Consider the following 21,784-nt stretch of genomic DNA (forward strand, 5'->3'; position numbering starts at 1 on the left):
TCCCTGCGCACGACCATGCCAAGGACACAGGTCATAACGCGGCCTACCGCGATCGCCTGATATTTGCTCTTAAGGTAGCTCGAAACGCTGTTTCCGTAGCGCAGTGTGAGCACTCTGGAAAAATTAATCCCCATGAGATAGTCCTCCTTGGCGCGGAGGTAGGCAGAATTCGCCAGATTGTCATAGGATGACAGGTCCTTCGCTTCGCGGATCCCCCTGAGGATCTCCTCCTCCGTCTGGGAATCGATCCAGACTCGTCTCTGTTTCTTGTCCTTCACTCCTGCCATCTGTGCGACCAGACGGTAAATATATTCTCCCTCTCGCCCGGAGTCGGTACACACATAGATGGTCTCTACATCCGGCCGGTTCAGAAGCCCTTTCACAATGTCAAACTGTTTCTGAACCCCCGGAATCACCTCGTATTTAAATTCGCGCGGCAAAAAAGGCAGGGTATCAAAACTCCACCTTTTGTATTTGATGTCATATTTTTCGGGATAGCTCATAGTGACCAGGTGTCCTACACACCAGGTCACTATGGAATCCTGAGATTCTAAGTATCCGTCTTTTCTCTGTCCGTTGATTTTTAATGCTTTTGCAAATTCCTGAGCGACGCTCGGTTTCTCTGCAATATATAAAACCTTACCCATATTATTGATCTGCACTCATCTTTCTAAGCGGCCATGCAAGAAGTACTGCACCACCGACCATATTTCCCAGTGTGACGATCACCATGCTCTTGATCATCGCACCAACGGAAAGTCCTGGTACCAGGCAGGCTGCTGTCACAAAAATACCCATATTTGCAACGCAGTGCTCAAATCCGCTAACAACGAATCCTGAGATACACATAACGATCATCAGGAACTTCGCGGCTTCACTCTTTAATTTGATTCCGCAAAGTACCCCGAGACATACAAAGAAATTACACAGAACTGCACGGAAAAACATCTGACCTGCCGGGATAGCAAGTTTGTTTCCGATAAAACCAGCAAAATAATCCTTGGTTCCTGATGCGCCCGCCCATACAAAGATCAGGGACAGGATCAGGCATCCAACAAAGTTCCCTATGTAGCTGACAAGCCATACCTTACCGGCATCACCCAGAGTCACTCGCTTGTCATAGACCCCAAACGCCATGACCAGGTTATTTCCTGTAAAAAGCTCTCCTCCGACCATGGAGATCAGAAGGACTGCGATCGAGAACACCAGTGCTCCCAGGAACTTGCCCCACGCCGGCTCCTCTGCTCCGGCAAAAACATTACCGACTACATTAGAGAAAATCATCGCAACCACAATGAAGAATCCTGCCATGATCGCCCGCATAAAGTACTTCAGAAAATCGTTCTGAAGAAGGGTGATCTTCGCGTTTGCTGCATTTGATAATTTCTGTACATCCTCGTGATTCATAAAAAATACCTCCCTTTCCCTGAACACATTGTATTTGTGCTTCAATGTGTCCTCCGCATATTGTGTTCACTTATTATAGCATTTTGAACAATTTTTCTCAACAAAAATCGGTTAAAGTTCGGTATTTTATCTATAAACTTTTCCATTTACTGATAACTTTCAGCTATCGGATCAGTAATGCGTAATCTTTCCTGTCAATGACCTCACCGATCACTGCACAGAGCAGATTAAGCCCTTTTAATTCGGCAAGAAGCTTCTCGGCTTCCTCTGCCGGGACTGCTGCCAGAAGGCCTCCGGATGTCTGTGGGTCAAACACAAGATCCTCTCTCCAGAGCTCTGCGCTGCTCTCATATCCTGCTTTGCCCGCGAATTCACGGTTGCGATATGCGCCGCCAGGAATGAGCCCCATAGATGCATATTCCTCTACATCCGGAAGGATTGGCAGGGATCTCGTGTCGATCACCAGTGTCTTCTGGCTTCCCTCTGCCATCTCTGTTCCGTGACCGCCAAGGCCGAAGCCTGTAACATCCGTACACGCATGGATCGTATACTTCTTCAGGATCTCTGCTGCATATTTATTCAGCGTCTTCATGGATCTAAGGGCTGCCTCACGTGCCTCCTCCGATACAAGGTCTGCTTTGATCGCGGTATTGACGATACCTGTTCCGAGTGGTTTGGTGAGGATCAGCTTATCGCCGGTCTGTGCACCATAATTTTTCCAGAATTTCGCCGGATGGACGAAGCCTGTAACACTCAGTCCATACTTCGGTGTGTCGTCCTGGATCGTATGTCCGCCTGCAAGAACTGCGCCTGCCTCCAGTACTTTGTCTGCGCCTCCCTTGAGGATCTCGCCCAGGATCTCGGTATCCATCTCCTTCGGAAACGCTACGATATTCAGTGCGGTCTTTGGTTCGCCGCCCATCGCGTAGACATCACTCAGGGCATTCGCCGCTGCGATCTGTCCGAAATCATAAGGATCATCTGCCACCGGCGTAAAGAAATCCAGAGTCTGGATCATTGCCAGTTCGTCTGAGATCTTGTAGACAGCCGCATCATCTGAGGTTTCTGTTCCCACAAGAAGATGTTCATCATGAAATTTCGGCAGTTTGCAGAGCACTCCCGCAAGCGTGCCCGGTCCTACCTTGGCAGCACAACCACAGTTTGGTGCAAGTTTTGTCAGATACACCTTTTCCATTTTGTCTGATACTCCCTTCTATATTATATGTTTTTATGAAAAATCATTTTTCAGTCTTAGACTTTATCATAACACAAATCCTCCAGATTCTCCACCGCAAAAAAACCGCTCTGCCAGATTTCTTTCTGACAGAACGGTTCTCCTGTTTTTTATGTTTGGATTTATTTCTTTGTGATATATCCTTTTGCCTTAAGTGTCTCTGCACAAAGTACAGCTCCGCCGGCTGCTCCTCTTACGGTGTTGTGGGAAAGTCCTACGAATTTGTAATCATAAACTTTGTCCTCACGGAGACGTCCGATAGATACGCCCATTCCGTTTTCGTAGTTGACATCCTCGCTTACCTGCGGACGGTTGTCTTCTTCGAGGTACTGGATAAAGTGCTTCGGTGCGCTCGGAAGTTCCAGTTCCTGTGGAAGTCCCTTGAAGTTTCTCAGGGCTTCGATCAGCTGCTCTTTGGTAGGTTTCTTGCGGAATTTAACGAATACTGCTGCTGTATGTCCGTTCAGTACCGGAACACGCAGACACTGGCAGGTGATGACTGGCTCTGTAGCCGGTACGATCACACCGTCCTCGATCTTGCCCCACAGTCTCAGCGGCTCTTTCTCACTCTTCTCTTCTTCTCCACCGATGTATGGAATGATGTTGTGTTCCATTTCCGGCCAGTCTTTGAAGGTTTTTCCTGCTCCGGAGATTGCCTGGTATGTAGTAGCAACTACTTCATATGGCTCAAATTCTTTCCATGCAGTAAGTACCGGTGCGTAGCTCTGGATGGAGCAGTTTGGTTTAACAGCGATGAATCCTCTTGTTGTTCCAAGACGTTTCTGCTGATATTTGATAACATCGAAATGTTCCGGGTTGATCTCCGGCACTACCATCGGTACATCCGGTGTCCAGCGATGTGCGCTGTTGTTGGATACAACAGGAGTCTCTGTCTTTGCGTATTCTTCTTCGATCGCTTTGATCTCGTCCTTGGACATATCAACTGCTGAAAATACGAAATCTACAGTAGAAGCAACTTTTTCTACTTCGTTTACGTTCATGACAACGATCTTCTTTACTGCTTCTGGCATCGGAGTGTCCATTTTCCATCTTCCGCCTACTGCTTCTTCGTAGGTCTTGCCTGCGCTTCTCGGGCTTGCAGCAAGGGTAACAACCTCAAACCACGGATGATTCTCCAGAAGGGAGATAAATCTCTGTCCTACCATACCAGTAGCACCTAAAATGCCGACTCTCAGTTTTTCGCTCATAATAACATTTTCTCCTCACTCATTTATTCTTATGTGTCTTTGTGTGGCACACATCTGTTTTCTTTGTACATACTATACCACTTTGTATAAAAATGCAAGAGGTTTTTTAATTATTTTTTAAATATTCGCGATTTAATGCGATGATCTGCTCCATGACCTTCGGGCCAGGTGCACCGTAAGTCTCACGTTTTTCTACGCAGGTCTTCATGCTGATTGCTTCATAGATGTCCTGCTCGAAGACCGGAGAGATCTCTTTGTACTCTTCAAGCGGAAGCTCATCCAGAGAGATTCCTTTGTCGATACAGGTCAGGACAAGGCGGCCTAAGATACCATGTGCATCACGGAACGGTACCCCGTGGTTTACGAGATAGTCAGCGGCATCTGTCGCGTTGGTAAAGCCATTCTTTGCGCTTGCTTCCATAACATCCTTGTGGAATTCCATGGTGGAAACCATGCCTGTGAACAGGGCGATACAGCCTTTTACTGTGTCGATCGCGTCAAAGGTCAGTTCCTTGTCTTCCTGCATGTCTTTGTTGTAGGCGAGCGGAATGCCTTTCATGGTTGTAAGGATGGAAGTCAGCGCACCATAGACACGGCCTGTTTTTCCTCTTACAAGCTCTGCGATATCCGGATTCTTCTTCTGCGGCATGATGCTGCTTCCGGTGCTGTAGGCATCGTCGATCTCAACGAAACGGTACTCGTTGGAGTTCCAGAGGATGATCTCCTCGCAGAAACGGCTCAGATGCATCATGACAGTGGACATAGCAGAAAGAAGCTCGATCACGTAATCCCTGTCAGATACGGAATCCATGCTGTTTCTTGTCGGCTCATCAAAGCCAAGCAGCTCTGCTGTATAAAATCTGTCCAGCGGGTAGGTGGTTCCTGCAAGTGCGCCTGCACCGAGCGGACAGGTGTTCATACGTTTGCGGATGTCTGCCATACGGCTTCTGTCTCTGCGGAACATCTCGAAATATGCACCTACATGGTGTGCCAGGGTAACAGGCTGTGCTTTCTGAAGATGTGTGAATCCAGGCATGTAGGTGTGCACATTGTTTTCCATAATGGTCTGGAGTGCTTCCAGAAGTTTCTTGAGTTCTGCGTCGATCTCTTCGATCTCGTCGCGGACATAAAGTTTCATGTCAAGGGCAACCTGGTCGTTACGGCTTCTTCCTGTGTGAAGCTTCTTGCCAGGATCTCCGATGCGGTCGATCAGATTTGCCTCAACAAAGCTGTGGATATCCTCATATTCGGATGTGATCTCCAGCTTGCCGGATTCCACGTCTGCAAGGATGCCATCCAGTCCTTCAAGAATCTGATCTCTCTCCTCTTCTGTCAGGATTCCCTGCTTTGCAAGCATTCTGACATGCGCTTTGCTTCCGCGAATGTCCTGTTTATAAAATTTCTGGTCAAATGAAATAGATGCATTAAAGTTGTATACAAGTTTGTCCGTTTCCTTCGTGAAACGTCCTCCCCATAACTGTGCCATAATGTCCTCCTTATTGTACGGTGATTTTGCTGCTGCCGGTTCTTCAACGAGTCCTGACAACGCATAATTTGTTATCAGTTTACCACATTCCAGTGAAAAATCAAAGAGCAGAACCCTCTGAAATTTGTTTTTGCTTCAATTTTTCTTCCTGTTCGCGCTTCGAAAAGACGCAGCCACAGTAATTCTGCCGGTAAAGATCGTATTCGTGGGACAGTTCGATGGAACGTTTATAGCCATTTTTCTTCTTGAAATCGGATGGAAGATGGGGTACTTTATAGATTTCTGCCAGTTCTTCTCCGATCTCGTTGATCTTCTCTGCGTTTTTGAGCGGGCTGATCGAGAGGGTTGTTGTGAAGTAGTCATAACCGCCTTCTTCGGCAAGTTTTGCGGCTTCTTCCATGCGGAGACGGTAGCATTTGAAACAGCGTTCACCGCCCTCCGGAACTTTTTCCATGCCTTTTGCCATTTCATAAAAGACCTGCGGATCGTAGGCGCCCTCTTCGATGTGGACCGGGTGTGTGAACGGCATTTCAGCTACCAGACGGCGGATCTCTGCAACTCGCTTGCGGTATTCCTCCTCTAATGAAATATTTGGATTATAAAAAAATACCGTGATTTCAAAATACTGAGACAGATATTCCAGCACGTAACTGCTGCACGGCGCACAGCAGCTGTGGAGAAAAAGCCTCGGGACTCTGCCTTCTTTTTTTATATTCTCGATAAGTTTATCAAGTTCTTTCTGATAGTTTCGTTTGTTCATGATAGTATTCCTCTTGTAAGATTTCTATGTGGATCCCCTGTATCAGGCTATCGACGGAATCCTTTTTCCTATCATAACACAGATGCCCTCTCCCGCATATCTTAAAATATAGATTCTCTTTCGAGGTATTTTGTATGAACCCCCTTCTGGAGATCAGAAATGTTTCTCTTTCTTACCATACCGTATCCGGAGAGACGAAAGCCCTTTCAAATATATCGTTTGACCTGATGCCCGGCGAATTCCTTGCTGTTGTCGGTCCGTCCGGCTGTGGAAAATCCACGCTTCTGAACCTGATCTGCGGCATGTTCCCGGCAGAGGAAGGCACGATCCTTATGAACGGCATCCCTCCATCCCCCGGCGACCCGCGCATCGGATATATGCTCCAGAAAGATCATCTTCTGGAGTGGAGAAATATCTATCGAAATGTCCTCCTCGGTCTCGAGATTCGCAGGGAAAAAACGCCCGAAAAACTTGCCTATATCGAAGAAATGCTTGATACCTACGGGCTCAACAAATTCCGCACAGCCCGTCCTTCGCAGTTATCCGGCGGCATGCGCCAGCGCGCAGCTCTCATCCGCACACTCGCCCTGAAACCGGAGCTTCTTTTGCTTGACGAACCTTTTTCCGCGCTGGATTATCAGACACGGTTAAATGTCAGCGATGACATCGGCCGCATCCTCAAGAAAGAGCAAAAAACCGCAATCCTGGTCACACATGATATTTCTGAGGCGATCAGTATGGCAGATCGCGTGGTCATCCTTTCTGCCCGCCCTGCTCAGGTCGCCCGCATTGTCACAATCCGGCTGTCGCTGGATGAGAGAACCCCTCTTGCCTCGCGCAGTGCACCGGAATTTAAGTCTTATTTCAATCTAATCTGGAAGGAGCTGAACCAGTATGCCTGACCTTTCCCCTGCACAGAAACAATATCTCTTTCGTGTCCGGCGTGAAAAATATCTGATCCATGTGTCCAGGATCTTTTTGTTCCTGGGCTTTCTGCTTTTGTGGGAAGTGTCTGCCAGACGGGGCTGGATCGACTCTTTTATCTTCAGCAGTCCTTCTGAGATCTGGCAGACGTTTCTTCGGATGGTGCAGGATCAGTCTCTTTTTACACACATTGGCATCACGCTGATGGAGACTCTGGTCAGCTTTGCTTTTACTGTTTTTCTTGGAATCGGCACAGCGGTTCTTCTGTGGTGCTGTCCGAAGCTTTCGCGGATCCTGGAGCCTTACCTCGTCGTCCTGAACAGCCTGCCAAAATCCGCCCTCGCCCCGCTTCTGATCGTCTGGCTTGGTGCCAACGTCCGGACGATCATCGTTGCCGGAATATCTGTGGCGATCTTTGGCTCAATCATCAATCTCTACACAGGTTTCCGCGAAGCCGACCCAGAGAAACTCAAGCTCATCCGCACCCTCGGCGGCACAAAAAAAGACGAACTGACAAAGATCGTCCTTCCGTCTTCTGTGCCCCTCATCTTAAGTGTGATGAAAGTCAATATTGGATTGTGCCTTGTCGGCGTGATCATCGGAGAATTCATCGGCGCCCGCCAGGGACTTGGCTACCTGATCATCTACGGCTCCCAGACTTTCAAACTGACATGGGTGCTGATGTCCATCGTGATCCTGTGTATCATTGCGATAGGGCTGTATGCCATTCTGGATTTTATTGAGAAGCATGCCCAGAAATGGTAAACATGCCATCCTCTGCCGACCCATTTCTCATTTAATAGAATTCAGGTCATCTGTTCTATGGACGACAATGGGACCTTTCACAACTTTCGAAAATTCAAGTCATCCATTTCAAACTTCTTAAGTGACTTGTTTTCTGTTTTCCATAAAATAAACCATCCATTTGCAGTGCTCCTGGATGGTTTATTTTTGTCTTTGTAGAATTTTGGTCATCTGTTTTCTCTTTTTTGGTTGGCTCTATACTTTATTTCTTGTAATCAAGTCAATGTTTGCCTGTAATTTGGATGGTTTAAATTCTGCCATATGCATATCAGGGTAATTTTCAATCCCTTTTGGATGACTTTCATACAGCTATATACATATCAGATCAATTTCCAGATTCTCTCCAGATGCATCTGACATAACTTTCTGTATCACAATTCATCATTTCTTCCCAGGATACACTCCAACAAAGGAAATCTGTGGCAGAACTCTGTAATCGTTCAGTACGATCCTGATCTCTCTCACGTTTTCTTTAAAAAGCGGGATGATTTTTTTGTAGCCGATCACGGTTCCGGTATAGACTTTCTCCCACTCTCCCTGATCCCTTACAAATACTTCAAAAGCCTCTACTCTCTGACTGTGCCGGATCTCTTCTTTTAAGACCAGATACCCGGCATCTTCTGCTTCATCCAGTGCGAAGACAAGTTCCACCGGCCTGTGGGATTCTTCCAGCAGATTACGGGAAAAGCTTCTCTGCTGCCATTCTCCCAGTTCCCTCAGGCGCTCCACATCATTCTCATGCAGAAGCCCGTTCGGCATCGGCGGGATATTCAGAAGAAACGTTGCATTTCCACCAACAGACCCCAGATAGATATGGATCAGTTCTTCCAGGCTTTTTACCTGGTCATCCTCTTCCGGATGATAAAACCATCCCGGCCGGATCGAGGTATTTACTTCTGCCGGATACCAGATCAGGTCACGTTCGCCCTCAAGAGCGGCACGGCTTCCAAGGTCTTCCATATCACTGGTGATCTTCCTCTGGCGGAATTCTTCATCGTCCGACTGCTGGCTTCTTTCCTGCACACTTTCTGTCAGGGCCGTCCGTGCAGGAACTACACTCCACTCTGAGTTTCTTACATCGCCGGCTTCATTTCCGCACCATCGGATATCCGGTCCGCAGACGCAGATGCAGGCATCTGGCTGATAGTTCCGTACACATGCATAATATCTCTCCCAGTCATAAACCTGCTTCTTTCCATTCGGACCTTCCCCACAGGCCCCGTCCAGCCAGACACTGAAGATCTCCCCATACCCGGTCAGCAGTTCTGTCAACTGTGCAATATAATAATCGTCATATTCCTTCCCACTTCCATAACATGGCTGATTCCGATCCCACGGAGAAAGATAGATCCCAAACTTCAATCCATAACGGCGGCAGGTATCCGAAACTTCCCTCACTACATCCCCTACCCCATCCCTCCATGGACTGGAAGCGACACTGTGCTGCGTATATTTCGTCGACCACAGACAAAATCCGTCATGATGCTTGCAGGTAAGGATCACGCCTTTCATTCCTGCCGCTTTCACTGCCGATACCCATTGACCGGCATCAAATTCCTGCGGATCAAAAATCCCGGGATCTTCCGTACCGTCTCCCCATTCCCGGTTCGTGTACGTATTCATCCCAAAGTGAAAAAATGCATAAAATTCCGTTTCCTGATACTTAAGCTGACGCTTCGACGGAACAATCTTAATCAATTCCTGATCTGTCGGCATATCTCTTCTCCTTCTTCAAAAAAAATCCAATTCACCCTTTCAGACCGCCTGCACCGATTCCCTGCAGCAGATATCTCTGTCCGATCAGATAAATGATCATGGTCGGGATCATAATGATCACAAGTCCCGCAAACAGTGCACCCCAGTCTGTCGCATACTTCTGTACTTCAAACAGATTTGCCATTCCGATCGGAAGGGTCTTTTTGGCATCATCGGTCAGAAGAACCAGTGCCAGCGGATATTCATTCCAGAAGCCCATCGCGCTCAACATTGTGATCGTTGCAATTCCCGGTTTTGCAAGCGGGACCATAACTTTCAGAAGAAGCTGAAGGTTTGTGGCACCATCGATCCGGGCAGATTCTTCATAGTCTTTTGGCACAGCAGACATAAAGCCCTGCAGAGTAAAGATGCAGAACGGAAACTGCATGACCGCATAGACCAGGCAGAGTACCGGCAGATTATTCAGTCCGTTGATCGCCTGTAATTCCAGGAACAGCGGGATCATGATATACGTTGCCTGGAGGAAAATACATGCCATATAGATCGTTGAGATCAGTTTGCTCCCGGCAAAGCGGTATCTTGCCAGTACATAAGAAATCGGTATGACAAACAGCAGAAGCAATGCCGTAGACAGCACCGTTACAAACACAGAATTTCCAAAATATGCCGCAATATTTGCCTTCTGCCATGCAGCTACAAAATTATCCAGGTTCAATGATACCGGCAGCGCATAAGGATCTGTCAGATATTCCGCATTCGTCTTGAACGCAGACATCAGGTTCCAGAAAAGCGGATAAAGAAAAATAATCGTAAACAGAATCATCAGGATCCTGATACACCAGGTTCTTACAGTTTTCATCAGTCTCCCTCCTATTCTTTCTCGGCTGACAGTTTTCGTGAAATCATCGCAAGCACGATCGCAAGCAGAAGCGTAAACATGGCGATCGCCATCGCATAGCCAAAGTTTGCATTCCGCATACCCTGCGTGTACATATACTGCAGAAGGACACTGGAAGCACCGTTCGGTCCTCCTCCTGTCATAACATTGGACAGGGTAAAACTCAGATTGATCGTTCCTGATAGGGCAAGGATATAAGTTGTTCCGATGGACCTGCGGAGAAGCGGGATCGTGATCCTGAAAAACTTCTGGACTCCGGTCGCTCCGTCGATCGAGGCAGCTTCATAGATTTCCTGAGAGATCCCGTCGATCGAAGCCACATGCATTACCATATAATAACCGATCGCCTGCCATACCAGTGCGGCACCGATACACCAGAGCGCTGTTTTTCCCTCTCCCAGCCAGGCATGCTTCCAGGAAGAAAGGTTAAACAGATCCAGCATATGATTGAGGATCCCTCTTGTCGGATTAAATACAAAAGACCATACGATCCCGACAACCGTCATAGAGACAACACTCGGGAAAAAGAATACCGTACGATAAAAAGATTTCTCCCGGAGTTCTCCCTGTGTAAGGATAAAAGCAAATACCAGGCTCAGAAAGATCGTCAGAGCCGGGATCACAAGCATCAGTTTAAATGTATTAAAAAGTGCCTGCACAAAGTCCTTGTCTTTGAACATATAAATATAATTATCCAGAAATACAAATTTACTGTTGAATCCAACACTGAGCGCAGTGGAACTGGTAAACGACAGGTAGATGGCATTCAGCATCGGTACGATCATAAAAACGACCGTAAGAATCAGCGCGGGAAGCGTACACAAAGCTATGAATAATTTGGGCTTTTTTACCACGTCTGGTCACTCCTTTTTTCAGATTTCAAATCATTTTGGGGTAAAAAAAAGGCTGCCGCATACATTGTGCAGCAGCCTTTTCGCTTAATTGGACAACGTCCGTTCTGTAGATGACAAAGATATTTATTTGGCAGCTTCCTGATCTGCACGAATCTGTGCAAAAGCGTCTTCTACGTTCTGTGCCCACTCTTCTACTGTCATTTCGTCGTTCATAACAGAAGTGATCGGGTTGAAGATCTCATCTTTTGGATTGATCTTGCAGTCAGCCGGAACTGCTGAGAAGCTCATGATCAGAGAAGATGCATTTGCTTCATCATAGATTCCATACATATTGTAGATTGCTGTAGAAAGTTTGTCTTTTGCTACTTCACGGGCACTCTTTGTTGCATAAAGGGCACCGGAAGCTTCTGCAAATGCAGATACAGATTCATCGCTGTACAGGAAACGAAGGAATTCTTTTGCGAGTTCCTGATTCTTTGCAGCTGCCGGAATGGAAAACTGCTCACAGCTGTCGAATACATAGTGGACATCGTCTGCATTCTCTGTCGGGATCGGAGCCATGGCAAACTCAAATCTGTCTTCTCTCGGAGCATCCTGCATCTCATTTTCCATCCAGGTTCCGTTTGTGATGAAAGCAGCTTTTCCAAGCATCATCTCTGTCTGGGATTCTGTATGGTTCATACCTACCGTACCTTCCAGAAGATATCCCTTATCTGCGATCTCTTTGATATGGGTGAGGGCTTTCAGCACGCCTTCGTTATTGAAAGAACCTTCTTCATAATTTGCGATCTTTGTGAGGGCTTCTTCGCCGCACTCATTTGCGATTGCCGGCCAAAGCATTTCTTCCATGTATCCCGGATAGATTCCCTGATAAGTGAAGAGAGAACGTCCGTCGATGTCTTTGACTGTATCGCCAAGGGCAAAGAACTCATCCCAGGTCTTCGGAACTTCCAGATTGTTTTCATCGAAGAATGTCTTGTTGTAGATCAGACCCTGCGGACCGCTGTTGAACGGTGCGAGATAGATATCACCATCTCCATATGGGGCACATTTGCTGCTTGCAAGGATTCCATCTGTGATATCATCACGGAGTGTACCGGTTCCTGCATAGTTTTCGCCATCAAAAACATCGTTCAGGTTCAGAAGTGCATGTTCTTTGATCAGAGAAAGGATCACGCCGTCCTCACCGCCATCATTCAGACAGATAAAATCCGGTACATTTCCGGCAACGATCTGCGGACGGATGATATCACCGATGGTAGGGCTGATGGTCATGTTTACTTTTACGCCCTCATGGCTTTCCTCAAAAAGTTCTACCATCTGATTCCAGTAAGCATCTCCATATCCACCCTGGAAGATCGCGATGTTCAGTTCCTGTTCTTCTGCGTCTGCAAATGCAGTGAGCGGTGAGAGTACGGTAGCCGCGCTCATCGCAAGGATCATAGCAGAAGCTGCAAATCTTTTCTTCATATGTTTGTTTCCTCCTTCATGCTGGCTTTTTTTACGTTCGCCTTATGATGACAGTATACGGCAAAATATTTTTGTAGTAAATTAACAAAACATCCCTGCTTATGGAACTTTCTCTTATAAAAATTATACGATATGGATTTTCTTGTGATAAATATGTACAATCTTTTTCTATTTGTGTTTTGGATGGATTATCCTGACTTTTTTTAGTATAATGGATAAAAAGGTGGGGGAAAAATGAATAAAAAACAACGTTATCAGGGATTTCGTAAATTCAGTATCAAAACAAGACTTGTCATTGCCCTTTTGCTGATATCCATTATACCATTGGCAGGGATCAGCGGCTATTCCTTTCATATCTTTTCCGTAGCACTTCGGGAAAAACTTTCTGCTTCCATTTCCCAGACTTTATCGATGATCAATCTGAATATGGTAAGTGAGATCGAAAAATATCAGTATCTGTGCGGCTCTATCTGCATCAGCGAAGAGATCAAGGACGGGCTTCTGAACAAAGATATGTCAGATATAGAGAAAAATCAGGCGATCAATGAGATCCAGAGCATGATCCGTACCAAGATCATCTATCCGGCACAGGCCAAAAATATCACGGTATATGATACCGACGGAAATATTTTTTATGACCTTGGCTATGACGGTTTCTATCAGGATGATGTGGATATGCTCCTCGATCGGCTGCGCCAGGAAAATCAGGATGTATGGGCATATGTGCACACCTACCGCGACAGAGATATCCTGGTCCTTGGAAGAAGGATCTATGAGCAGTACAGCGAAAGCCGTGTGATCGGTTACACCCTGATCTCCATCGATGAGAAGATTTTTTCCAAGACCGTGCTCGAACCGGTAGGGCTGGCAGATTCTTCTAATATTATGTATATGAACATGGACGGTTCGGTTCTTTCGTCCTGGGACAGAAATATCGCACTCGGCAAAAAGGTTGACAGCGAATTCCTCAAAAATATCCAGCAGAAGCTTCCTTCCAGGACCGATTCCTTCAGCATCCACAAAGATGGCGAAGAACAGCTGGTCACTTACATTTTCAACAAAAATCTCAACCAGCTTTTTGTGTACACCATGCCTTATCATTATATCAATTCCGAAGTTTATACCATGCTTCGCCGGATCCTGATCGTGGCTGTGATCCTGGTCCTCATGTGCATTGGGATCGTCGCAATGGTATATCCGGGAATCACATCCCCGATCAGAAGCATGCTGGATTTCTGTAAAGAATTATCCCACGGAAACCTGAACGTCCGTATTCAGGATAACCACAAAGATGAACTTTCGGACCTGTCCGGCAGCATGAACCACATGGCAGATACCATCCAGAATCTGCTCGAACAGCAAAAAGAACAGGAAAAGAAAAAGAGAGAACTGGAGCTTCAGATGCTCCAGTATCAGCTCAATCCTCATTTTCTTTTTAACACCTTAAACAGTCTGCGCTTTGTGGCAGCCATGCACAATGATCAGATCGTCAGCGACGGAATCCAGGCACTCAGCAGCCTTCTTCAGAACACGCTCACAAATAAGAATGAATATATCACCGTGAAGGAAGAGCTGGAAAATCTGGAAAATTATTTTGCCATTCTCCGCATCCGGTATGCAGGAAGTTTCGAATATTCTTTCCATATGGAGGATGAAGAGCTGCTCTCCTGCCTCGTTCCCAAGCTGATCCTGCAGCCGCTCGCCGAAAATTCCGTGATGCATGGTTCTTCCGATGATGGTTCTGTCATGAAGATCCATATTACCTGCTGGGAGGAAGACGGACATATGATCCTGGAACTTCAGGATAACGGAAAAGGATTCGAGATGACCCGGACTGATCTGAACCCGCACAAAGACCGCAAAAGAATCGGCGTAGCAAATGTAAATGACCGGATCCAGCTTAACTTCGGACGGGAATACGGATTAAAGATCGACAGTCACCCGGGCAAAGGCACCACCTGTACCCTGACACTGCCAAAGCTTTATGCTGATACCCTGTCACAGCAGCCAGAAGAATAGACAACCCGCTCAGAAAGGACTCAAATGTACAGTATACTTATTATAGATGATGAACCCATTGTAAAAATCGCCCTCCGCTCGATCCTCCCCTGGGAAGAACACGGTTTCTCCATCTGCGGGACCGCCTCAAACGGTCTGGAAGCCATGTCTCTCATCGAAAAACATCAACCGGATGTGATCATCACCGACCTCAAAATGCCGGAAATGGACGGACTGGAACTGATCCGTACCCTGAAAGAAAAAAATTATCCCGGAGAGATCCTCGTCCTCAGCAATTATGAGGATTTTGATTCTGTGCGGAGCGCGCTCCTTCTGGGTGCGGCAGACTATCTGTTAAAGATCAAGATCAGTCCGGACACTCTTCTTGCCTGCCTGAACAAAACGACCGAAAAGCTGCAGGAAAAAGCCGACAGGAAAGTTCCTGTTCCAACAGAAACCGTATCCGAGAACAGAACCCGCCTGCTCCTCTCCTTTTTTGAGGGAGAGACTTCCCTTTCCTCCTTTACAGCCCAAAACGCCGACGCAGACCTGCACTTTATGCAGGAACCATGCGCCGTCTGCTACGTAACCTTTGAAAAATTTCTGTCCAATGAAGCCTTTTCTATCTCGGGGAAACTTCTGTGTGATATGATCCTGGACGCAGTACAGGGCGTACTGCAGCCATATATTCTTGTACTGAACGACTACAGTGCACTGGTAGTCTTTTCCCAGAAAGAACTGGATGCAGGCCAGATGAAAGTCGCTCAGCTCGTAAAAAAACTATACAACCGATTCACCATGTACCAGTCCTTCGCCCCGGATATGCCATATCAGGAAAATCTTCCGGACTATGAAGAAGCCAGAAATACTTATCAGACCTTTACCATAAATGAAGGGCATTATACAGACGATATTGCCAAAACCCTCACATATATCGAAGAAAATTATATGCACCGGCTCACACTGTCCTCCATTTCCGCAAATGTCAGCTTAAGTTCCAGCTATCTGTGCCGCGTTTTTAAATCAGAGGTAGGAACAAGCATCACCAGTTATCTAAACAATCTCCGGATACGTAAAGCCGCTACCATGATCAAAGACAACCGGCTTTCGCTCAAAGAGATCTCCACGATGGTAGGGATCGATGACCAGCTCTATTTCAGCAGGCTGTTCAAGAAATGTATGGGAATTTCCCCTTCAGAATACGGGAAACGATTTCATCAGTAAATCTCAAAAAGGTATGAAACCACAGATTTAACTTCTATGGTCTCATACCTTTTTTCTTATCACATCATTCTTCTATTTCTTAGATATTTTCGCTTCTCAGATCTGGTACCACTTGATCTCATTTGCTTCCATGTGAAGTTCGAAGCTGCTTCCGTCGCCTTTGTATACAACGGTGTCCTGCGGCTCATAGGTGTTGTTTACGACACAGTATTTGCCGTTCTTTACATAGGCATGGACTTCTACATTGTAGTTTGTGGAATACCAGCAGTTCAGCTCTTCCTCTGCGGATGCGGACCAGAGGACTGCACGGTAGAGGACACGGCTGTTCTTGAAGCTGTACGGAAGTCCGCTGATATAGACACCGCGGCCTTTTCCGAAGGTCCTGACTGCCATCTGCACTTCCTGGTCTTTCTGGATCAGGATCTCAGTTCCGTCAAGTGCATAGATATTTTTCTTTCCTTCACCGAAATCAACATCTCCGTCACTGTCTGCCAGGATAAAGTGATCTCTGTGTTCTTCCCAGTTGTATTTGTCTTTGTTCAGGTTAAAGCCGTTTTCTTCTTCTACTCCAAGCACATCGTCAAGCTGGAAATAATGTCCCTGCCACTGATGGGCTGCCGGTTCGCCGACTCCGATGAAGCCGCCGCCGTTGTAGACAAATTCTTTTACGGCAGTGATGATCGTTTCGTTTACCCAGTACTCGCCGCCGCTCTGTGCGGTATCTGCATCGCCTACGTTGATCACAACATCAAAGTTTTTCAGCAGATCCTTATTTTCTAGGATATCATCAAAACTGATGAAAGAAACATCAAACGGTGCACCGCTCAAAGCCTCGATGATCCCAAAGTAAGAATAATTCTGTTTGTAATAAATTGCGTGATGTACCATGTGGTTGCCCCAGGAACGCATTTTTCCCCAGCAGTTCAGGACAGCTACACGCTTCACACAGTATGGGGTCACGCCCTGGATATTGTCATAGAGTGTACGGAATTCCTGACATACCTCTTTGATATAATGTACAAAATCCGGGAATTCCAGAGCAAGTTTCAGGTATCCGCCGTAACCGATCCTCTGAATCGGGCTTCGAAGGATCGCACGTCTTGCTGTTACCCAGTTTACTTTGGCTTCCTTGACCGGATCGCCGCCCTCATGGAAGGTATCCGGGAAAAAGTACGGAAGGAAACGTCCTTCTGTATATTTTACGTTCTTGATATCGCTGAACAGACGTAAGGTCGCACCGTTTCCGACACTTCCAACGACAGCATCCAGTCCGATGGAGGCAAACTCGTCCATAAACGGCTCCATGCCGATCCAGTGATCGCCCATGAACATCATGGCTTCCTTGCCATATTCATGGACAATGTCTACCATCTCTTTGGCAAGCTTCGCAACTTCTCTTCTCTGGAAAGCCTGGAAGTCCTTAAATTCTTTGGACGGAATACGGTATGTATTATTCATGTAGCCCTGGTCGATAATGTATTCCGGACGGAATGCATATCCTACTTCTTTTTCAAACTGCTCAAGGATATACGGGCTGACAGATGCGGAGTAGCCGAACCAGTCTACATATTTTTCTCTCGCAAGCTCATCAAAGATCAGGGTAAACTGATGGAAAAATGTCGTAAAACGTACTACATCCACATATTGATGCGTATCAAGGAAACGACGGAGACGCTCCAGAGAATGTGCCCTTGTCTTCGGCTGGCGCACATCAAAAGTGATCTGCGGCTCTACGTCCTTCCAGTCGTTTACAACAGCATTGTACATATGAACCGGGTCCCACATGATATATGCCAGAAAGCTGACCGTATATTCATGAAAAAGCTTCGCCGGTGTGATCACGACATTTCCTCTCTCTTCGTCATAAGACCACTGATCTGTCGGAACGACTTCGCCTGTGGTACGGTCAATGACTTCCCACCATCTGGTGATGTCGTCACGGGTATTTACTTTCAGCATGTCCGGGTAAAGGTGATCCATAAGGTGGATCTCAAGCTTCTCCTCCGTTGCTGTATGGAAAGAACTCATGATGTACATCTGCTGGATCTCATCCGGGTTTGCCTTTGCCCATGCATTGTCTTTTCTTGTTGTATAATAAGTAGCGTAGATCTTTGCGCCTGTGTCTTTGAGTTCTGCCGGGAACTCTGTTCCATCGCAGTCACGGATCGCATCTGCGCCCCATTCCTCTACGATATCCAGTGTTTCCTTTACCACATCCAGGTTTGTCGGGATCGTAACTCTGCCTTTGTTCTGGCTCATAGGTGTACCTCCGTTTTATATTTATGTATTTGGTTTATCATCTGTTTCTGTTCTCTTTCAGATACTATCAGAATACGTCCTTTTTCTCTGTTTTTCAACGTTGTTCTTGCTATGCTTTTTAGAAATCTTGCGGTATTTTATCTTTTGTGCTATCCTGACAGTTGAAAAATATTTCGGACCCGGGAGGTACACATGAGCACACGGTTTTTTTCTTTTTCGGACGATACTCCTTTTTCAACGGAAGCTGCCCTGGTGAACGCCTCTTCTTCCCACTATGAGGAAGACTGGCCCAGTATCCCACATACCCATGCATTCACGGAACTCTTTTACGTCAGTGAGGGAAGCGGGGAATTCCTGATCGAAAACCAGCGTTTTTCTATTAAAAAAGATGACCTGATCATCGTCAACCCTCATATCCAGCATACGGAAACTTCCCTAAGTGCCTCGCCGCTTTCTTATTATACGGTCGGTGTGGACGGGATCAGTTTTTCCTTCCAGGATCAGAAAGAATTCCAGATCTTTCACTGCCGCCAGAAACATGCCGACCTTTTGTTTTATTTTCATTCCCTTTTTCAGGAACTGGATGAAAAAAACGATGGTTATGAAGAGATCTGCAAACATACGCTTGCCATTCTGATCGCCCAGCTCCGCCGCTTTGCCGTCTCTGATTTCCAGTTGTTTCCATCCTTTCATCCAAGCAAAGAATGTGCCCTCGTCAAGCGTTATCTGGATTCCCACTACAGCGATGACATCAATCTGGAACAGCTTGCCAGCTTAAGTCATCTGAATAAATATTATCTGAGTCACGAATTCACACGCTACTACGGCATCTCCCCAATCAGCTATCTGACCCACCGCCGGATCGAAGTATGCAAAAATCTCCTGGAGAATACAGACCATGAAATTTCTGATATTGCTCATCTTGCCGGATTTTCCTCGCAGAGTTATCTGGCACAGAGTTTCCGGAAATACTGCGGCATGACCGCCGGGGAGTACCGCCGCAGCAAAAAGAATCAGACAATATGACAGATGACATCTGTTTTCAGCATTACTTTCTTCTCGGTTCCATTGTACAAAAGTGTGCGTACCGTATCTGTCTGTGATCGCAGACTGCATTCGGTAATGCATCTGTCTTTCCAGACAAAGTCAATGGTAATGCCGCCCGGTGCCCTAAGGCCGCTTATCTTTCCATCCTTCCACTCCGTCGGAAGTGCCGGAAGAAAGAAGATCCTGTCATCCTGATACTGTACCAGCATTTCCAGGACAGCAGCCGCAAACCCGAAATTCCCGTCGATCTGAAATGGCGGATGTGCACAGAGCATATTCGGGTAGATCCCGCCGCCAACCAGACTGCAAGTTTCTTCTTTTGTAACGCGAAGCTGATTTTTCAAAAGCTTCAACGCACGCTCTCCATCTCCGAGCCGCGCCCAGAGACATGCCTTCCATGCCATGCACCAGCCGGTTCCCTCGTCTCCTCTTCTGTCCAGTGCCACGCGGCAGGCAACCAGAAGTTCTTCGTCCTCTCTGTGGATCAAATTTCCCGGATAAAGCCCGTATAGCTGCGAAACATGTCTGTGGTGCACATCCACTTCCGGATAATCCAGATACCACTCCTGAAGCTGTCCTTCTTTCCCGATCTTAAATGGCGGTAGTTTTTTGAGTGCAGCTTTTACTTCATTCATAAGATCTGTGATATCGAGGATCTCACAGGCTTTCAGATAATTTCCAAACAATTCCTTCAGGATACTGCAATCCATTGTCGAACCAAAGGTCACACTATGGACACTGTGATCCGAGGCTGTAAATGTATTTTCCGGCGACGTAGATGGTGCTGTGACGAGGTATCCGTCATAAGGCACCAGATATCCCAGATAAAATTCCACTGCTCCCCGGATAAGTGGAAAGGCTTTTTCTCTCAGAAACTCTCTGTCCAGTGTGTAGCGGTAATGCTCCCACAGATGACTGCAGAGCCACCCGGAACTCATCGGCCACATAGAGTAGGTACAGGGATTTTCATCCTGCCCGAAATATCCGACCGGGCTGGAATGCCCCCAGATATCCACATTATGATGGCTCACCCATCCATCCAGATGATAGACTTCTTTTGCCGTCTTTTTTCCACGCGAGGCAGTCCGTTCGATCAGATCAAACAGCGGCTCATGGCAGTCGCTTAAGTTCGCCTTCTCTGCCATCCAGTAATTCATTTCTGTATTGATGTTTACCGTATAGTTGCTGCTCCACGGAGCTCTTAAGTCATGGTTCCAGATTCCCTGAAGGTTTGCACACTGTGTGCCAGGCTTAGAGGAAGAGATCATAAGATAACGGGCATAGTGAAACATTTTTGTTATAAGATCATTCTGCACACCGGGAGTCAGTGTAAAATCCATCCGGTCAAAATAGGCTGCATATGCCTTCTTGTGAACTTCCTTTAATTGTGGATATGAAAGGTCACAGATCTGTTCCAGCATCTGTTTCTTTCTGGATAAATAAGAATCCTGTGCCTGAAAGTCCGTTATCCCGGACAGATAAATATACACATCATTATCTGCAGTCACGAGAAGCGTGTTGTCTTTTTGACGAATGCAGCCGTTCGGTGCCTGCACAGAAATAGCGATCGCAAACCGTGTTCCTTTTCCCTCTTCATAGACGATCGGATGCTCACAGGAATAATACGACGGTGCCGCATAGACCGGAGCCTGTCCCTCCAGCACAAGTCCACTTGTCCCAAAAGCAGAACATGCATGCCTTATCTGACTGTCCAGAGAAATACGCAGTTCCAGACTGCTGCCTGCGTCGGCCTTATAATGAAGCGCCATGACCGGTTCTGACATACTTACAAAAAATTCTCTTTGATATCCCTGCCCGTCCTGACAATATACAACCTGTTCCAGCGCATCCTTAAGTGAAAGCTGTCTCTGGTATGACCCATGCTCTTTTAACTCAGGTATGTTTGCATCAATATGCAGATTTCCTGCCGGAAGATAGCTCTCTGTCCAGTCGCCAAGGATGTTCTCTTTGCAATAGGATTCCGCCTCTTCATACTCTCCGGCAAAGATCTTCTGGCGCAAAAGATCCCAGTCCACATCTGTATTTTTGTTTTCTTTGCTTCTTCCGGTCCCGGACCAGAGTGTATCCAGATTCAGCTCGATCTTTTCCTCCCGAAGCCATCCATATGACATCGCTCCCATAGAACCGTTCCCCAGAGGAAGTGCCTCATTCCATGCTCCTGCCGGTCCGTTAAAAACCAATGATAACTCATTCATTTTATTATTCTCCCAGATATCTTCTATGCCTGAAAATTTTCTTTAGATACTTCTTCATATACCTTTGGATCGTTAATGTTCGTAAAATACCTGTCATCTTCCTGCGTGTCATAGCAGGAATAGCCGATCTCATTGAGGAAACGAAAAACAGACGCCTGACCGCGTTCCAAAAAAGCGCGGATGTCACTTGACAAACTGGTTTCATAGACTGCCATCAGGGATTCTTCTTTGCCATTGTGGCGGAGAAGGGTGACTCGGTTCTGATCATCTGCACTGGCG

General features: G+C 46.7%; 18 protein-coding genes. 5 read left to right on the forward strand and 13 right to left on the reverse strand.

The genetic code is table 11. The features are described 5' to 3' along the window. From QZL69_RS13070 to QZL69_RS13095, 6 genes are all read right to left on the reverse strand, one after another. Window positions 1-647, reverse strand: a 647-nt coding sequence (locus QZL69_RS13070; protein ID WP_291519742.1) for a toprim domain-containing protein, incomplete at its 3' end; no start/stop codon positions are given. 1 nt (window position 648) lies between these two features. Next, complete coding sequence (locus QZL69_RS13075) at window positions 649-1,407, reverse strand: formate/nitrite transporter family protein (RefSeq protein WP_022215639.1); 759 nt, start codon at window positions 1,405-1,407, stop codon at window positions 649-651. A 163-nt stretch (window positions 1,408-1,570) separates the two neighbouring features. Further along, complete coding sequence (gene selD / locus QZL69_RS13080; protein WP_022215640.1) at window positions 1,571-2,602, reverse strand: selenide, water dikinase SelD; 1,032 nt, start codon at window positions 2,600-2,602, stop codon at window positions 1,571-1,573. A gap of 161 nt (window positions 2,603-2,763) precedes the next feature. Beyond that, entirely contained in the window at window positions 2,764-3,849 is a 1,086-nt protein-coding gene (gene asd, locus QZL69_RS13085; RefSeq protein WP_022215641.1) for an aspartate-semialdehyde dehydrogenase, read from the reverse strand. A 106-nt stretch (window positions 3,850-3,955) separates the two neighbouring features. Then, window positions 3,956-5,335, reverse strand: coding sequence for an argininosuccinate lyase (gene argH, locus QZL69_RS13090; RefSeq protein WP_022215642.1), 1,380 nt, complete (start codon window positions 5,333-5,335; stop codon window positions 3,956-3,958). A gap of 100 nt (window positions 5,336-5,435) precedes the next feature. Beyond that, window positions 5,436-6,095 (reverse strand): epoxyqueuosine reductase QueH, encoded by a 660-nt coding sequence (locus tag QZL69_RS13095; protein ID WP_022215643.1) that lies wholly within the window; start codon window positions 6,093-6,095, stop codon window positions 5,436-5,438. Window positions 6,096-6,229: 134 nt separating this feature from the next. On the opposite strand from QZL69_RS13095, the gene QZL69_RS13100 reads away from it, so the two are divergent. Then, on the forward strand, window positions 6,230-6,997 hold the full coding sequence (locus tag QZL69_RS13100) for an ABC transporter ATP-binding protein (protein ID WP_022215644.1): 768 nt from the start codon (window positions 6,230-6,232) through the stop codon (window positions 6,995-6,997). Continuing rightward, on the forward strand, window positions 6,990-7,784 hold the full coding sequence (locus QZL69_RS13105) for an ABC transporter permease (RefSeq protein ID WP_022215645.1): 795 nt from the start codon (window positions 6,990-6,992) through the stop codon (window positions 7,782-7,784). Before QZL69_RS13100 ends, QZL69_RS13105 begins: the two co-directional genes overlap by 8 nt. A gap of 420 nt (window positions 7,785-8,204) precedes the next feature. Here the strand turns inward: QZL69_RS13105 and QZL69_RS13110 are convergent, their stop codons facing one another. The 4 genes from QZL69_RS13110 to QZL69_RS13125 all read right to left on the reverse strand — a co-directional run bounded on the left by QZL69_RS13110 (window position 8,205) and on the right by QZL69_RS13125 (window position 12,761). Then, a complete protein-coding gene (locus QZL69_RS13110) occupies window positions 8,205-9,539 on the reverse strand; it encodes an alpha-L-fucosidase (RefSeq protein WP_022215646.1) in 1,335 nt (444 codons plus the stop codon). A 31-nt stretch (window positions 9,540-9,570) separates the two neighbouring features. Beyond that, window positions 9,571-10,398 carry a carbohydrate ABC transporter permease gene (locus QZL69_RS13115; protein WP_022215647.1) on the reverse strand — a complete coding sequence of 276 codons (828 nt, stop codon included), beginning with the start codon at window positions 10,396-10,398 and terminating at the stop codon, window positions 9,571-9,573. An 11-nt stretch (window positions 10,399-10,409) separates the two neighbouring features. Next, entirely contained in the window at window positions 10,410-11,291 is an 882-nt protein-coding gene (locus QZL69_RS13120; protein ID WP_022215648.1) for a carbohydrate ABC transporter permease, read from the reverse strand. 123 nt (window positions 11,292-11,414) lie between these two features. Next, window positions 11,415-12,761 carry a carbohydrate ABC transporter substrate-binding protein gene (locus tag QZL69_RS13125; RefSeq protein ID WP_022215649.1) on the reverse strand — a complete coding sequence of 449 codons (1,347 nt, stop codon included), beginning with the start codon at window positions 12,759-12,761 and terminating at the stop codon, window positions 11,415-11,417. A gap of 234 nt (window positions 12,762-12,995) precedes the next feature. Between QZL69_RS13125 and QZL69_RS13130 the strand changes: the two genes are divergently transcribed. Together QZL69_RS13130 and QZL69_RS13135 are read left to right on the forward strand one after the other, a co-directional pair. Further along, window positions 12,996-14,780: a sensor histidine kinase gene (locus QZL69_RS13130; protein WP_022215650.1), complete on the forward strand. Its 1,785-nt coding sequence runs from the start codon at window positions 12,996-12,998 to the stop codon at window positions 14,778-14,780. Window positions 14,781-14,804: 24 nt separating this feature from the next. Further along, complete coding sequence (locus QZL69_RS13135; protein ID WP_022215651.1) at window positions 14,805-15,983, forward strand: response regulator transcription factor; 1,179 nt, start codon at window positions 14,805-14,807, stop codon at window positions 15,981-15,983. A 96-nt stretch (window positions 15,984-16,079) separates the two neighbouring features. On the opposite strand, the gene gnpA is transcribed toward QZL69_RS13135, so the two are convergent. Then, the gene (gene gnpA, locus QZL69_RS13140; protein ID WP_022215652.1) at window positions 16,080-18,242 is read right to left on the reverse strand and encodes a 1,3-beta-galactosyl-N-acetylhexosamine phosphorylase; all 2,163 of its coding nucleotides are present in this window, start codon (window positions 18,240-18,242) and stop codon (window positions 16,080-16,082) included. 192 nt (window positions 18,243-18,434) lie between these two features. On the opposite strand from gnpA, the gene QZL69_RS13145 reads away from it, so the two are divergent. Continuing rightward, window positions 18,435-19,268, forward strand: a complete 834-nt coding sequence (locus QZL69_RS13145) for a helix-turn-helix transcriptional regulator (protein WP_022215653.1) — start codon at window positions 18,435-18,437, stop codon at window positions 19,266-19,268. On the opposite strand, the gene QZL69_RS13150 is transcribed toward QZL69_RS13145, so the two are convergent. Together QZL69_RS13150 and mobA are read right to left on the reverse strand one after the other, a co-directional pair. Beyond that, complete coding sequence (locus QZL69_RS13150; protein WP_022215654.1) at window positions 19,256-21,505, reverse strand: glycoside hydrolase family 95 protein; 2,250 nt, start codon at window positions 21,503-21,505, stop codon at window positions 19,256-19,258. The genes QZL69_RS13145 and QZL69_RS13150 overlap by 13 nt on opposite strands. 23 nt (window positions 21,506-21,528) lie before the next feature. After that, window positions 21,529-21,784: molybdenum cofactor guanylyltransferase (mobA, locus tag QZL69_RS13155; protein WP_291519750.1), on the reverse strand; the 256-nt coding region annotated here is incomplete at its 5' end.

The sequence above is a fragment of the Blautia sp. CAG:237 genome, assembly GCF_000436615.1.
Taxonomy (GTDB): domain Bacteria; phylum Bacillota; class Clostridia; order Lachnospirales; family Lachnospiraceae; genus Blautia_A; species Blautia_A intestinihominis.

Coding starts and splice junctions, on each gene's coding strand:
- asd (WP_022215641.1), bottom strand. CDS start 3,849: ATGAGCGAAAAACTGAGAGTCGGCATTTTAGGTGCTACTGGTATGGTA.
- QZL69_RS13125 (WP_022215649.1), bottom strand. CDS start 12,761: ATGAAGAAAAGATTTGCAGCTTCTGCTATGATCCTTGCGATGAGCGCG.
- QZL69_RS13135 (WP_022215651.1), top strand. CDS start 14,805: ATGTACAGTATACTTATTATAGATGATGAACCCATTGTAAAAATCGCC.
- argH (WP_022215642.1), bottom strand. CDS start 5,335: ATGGCACAGTTATGGGGAGGACGTTTCACGAAGGAAACGGACAAACTT.
- QZL69_RS13100 (WP_022215644.1), top strand. CDS start 6,230: ATGAACCCCCTTCTGGAGATCAGAAATGTTTCTCTTTCTTACCATACC.
- QZL69_RS13115 (WP_022215647.1), bottom strand. CDS start 10,398: ATGAAAACTGTAAGAACCTGGTGTATCAGGATCCTGATGATTCTGTTT.
- QZL69_RS13145 (WP_022215653.1), top strand. CDS start 18,435: ATGAGCACACGGTTTTTTTCTTTTTCGGACGATACTCCTTTTTCAACG.
- QZL69_RS13105 (WP_022215645.1), top strand. CDS start 6,990: ATGCCTGACCTTTCCCCTGCACAGAAACAATATCTCTTTCGTGTCCGG.
- selD (WP_022215640.1), bottom strand. CDS start 2,602: ATGGAAAAGGTGTATCTGACAAAACTTGCACCAAACTGTGGTTGTGCT.
- QZL69_RS13110 (WP_022215646.1), bottom strand. CDS start 9,539: ATGCCGACAGATCAGGAATTGATTAAGATTGTTCCGTCGAAGCGTCAG.
- QZL69_RS13095 (WP_022215643.1), bottom strand. CDS start 6,095: ATGAACAAACGAAACTATCAGAAAGAACTTGATAAACTTATCGAGAAT.
- QZL69_RS13130 (WP_022215650.1), top strand. CDS start 12,996: ATGAATAAAAAACAACGTTATCAGGGATTTCGTAAATTCAGTATCAAA.
- QZL69_RS13075 (WP_022215639.1), bottom strand. CDS start 1,407: ATGAATCACGAGGATGTACAGAAATTATCAAATGCAGCAAACGCGAAG.
- QZL69_RS13150 (WP_022215654.1), bottom strand. CDS start 21,505: ATGAATGAGTTATCATTGGTTTTTAACGGACCGGCAGGAGCATGGAAT.
- gnpA (WP_022215652.1), bottom strand. CDS start 18,242: ATGAGCCAGAACAAAGGCAGAGTTACGATCCCGACAAACCTGGATGTG.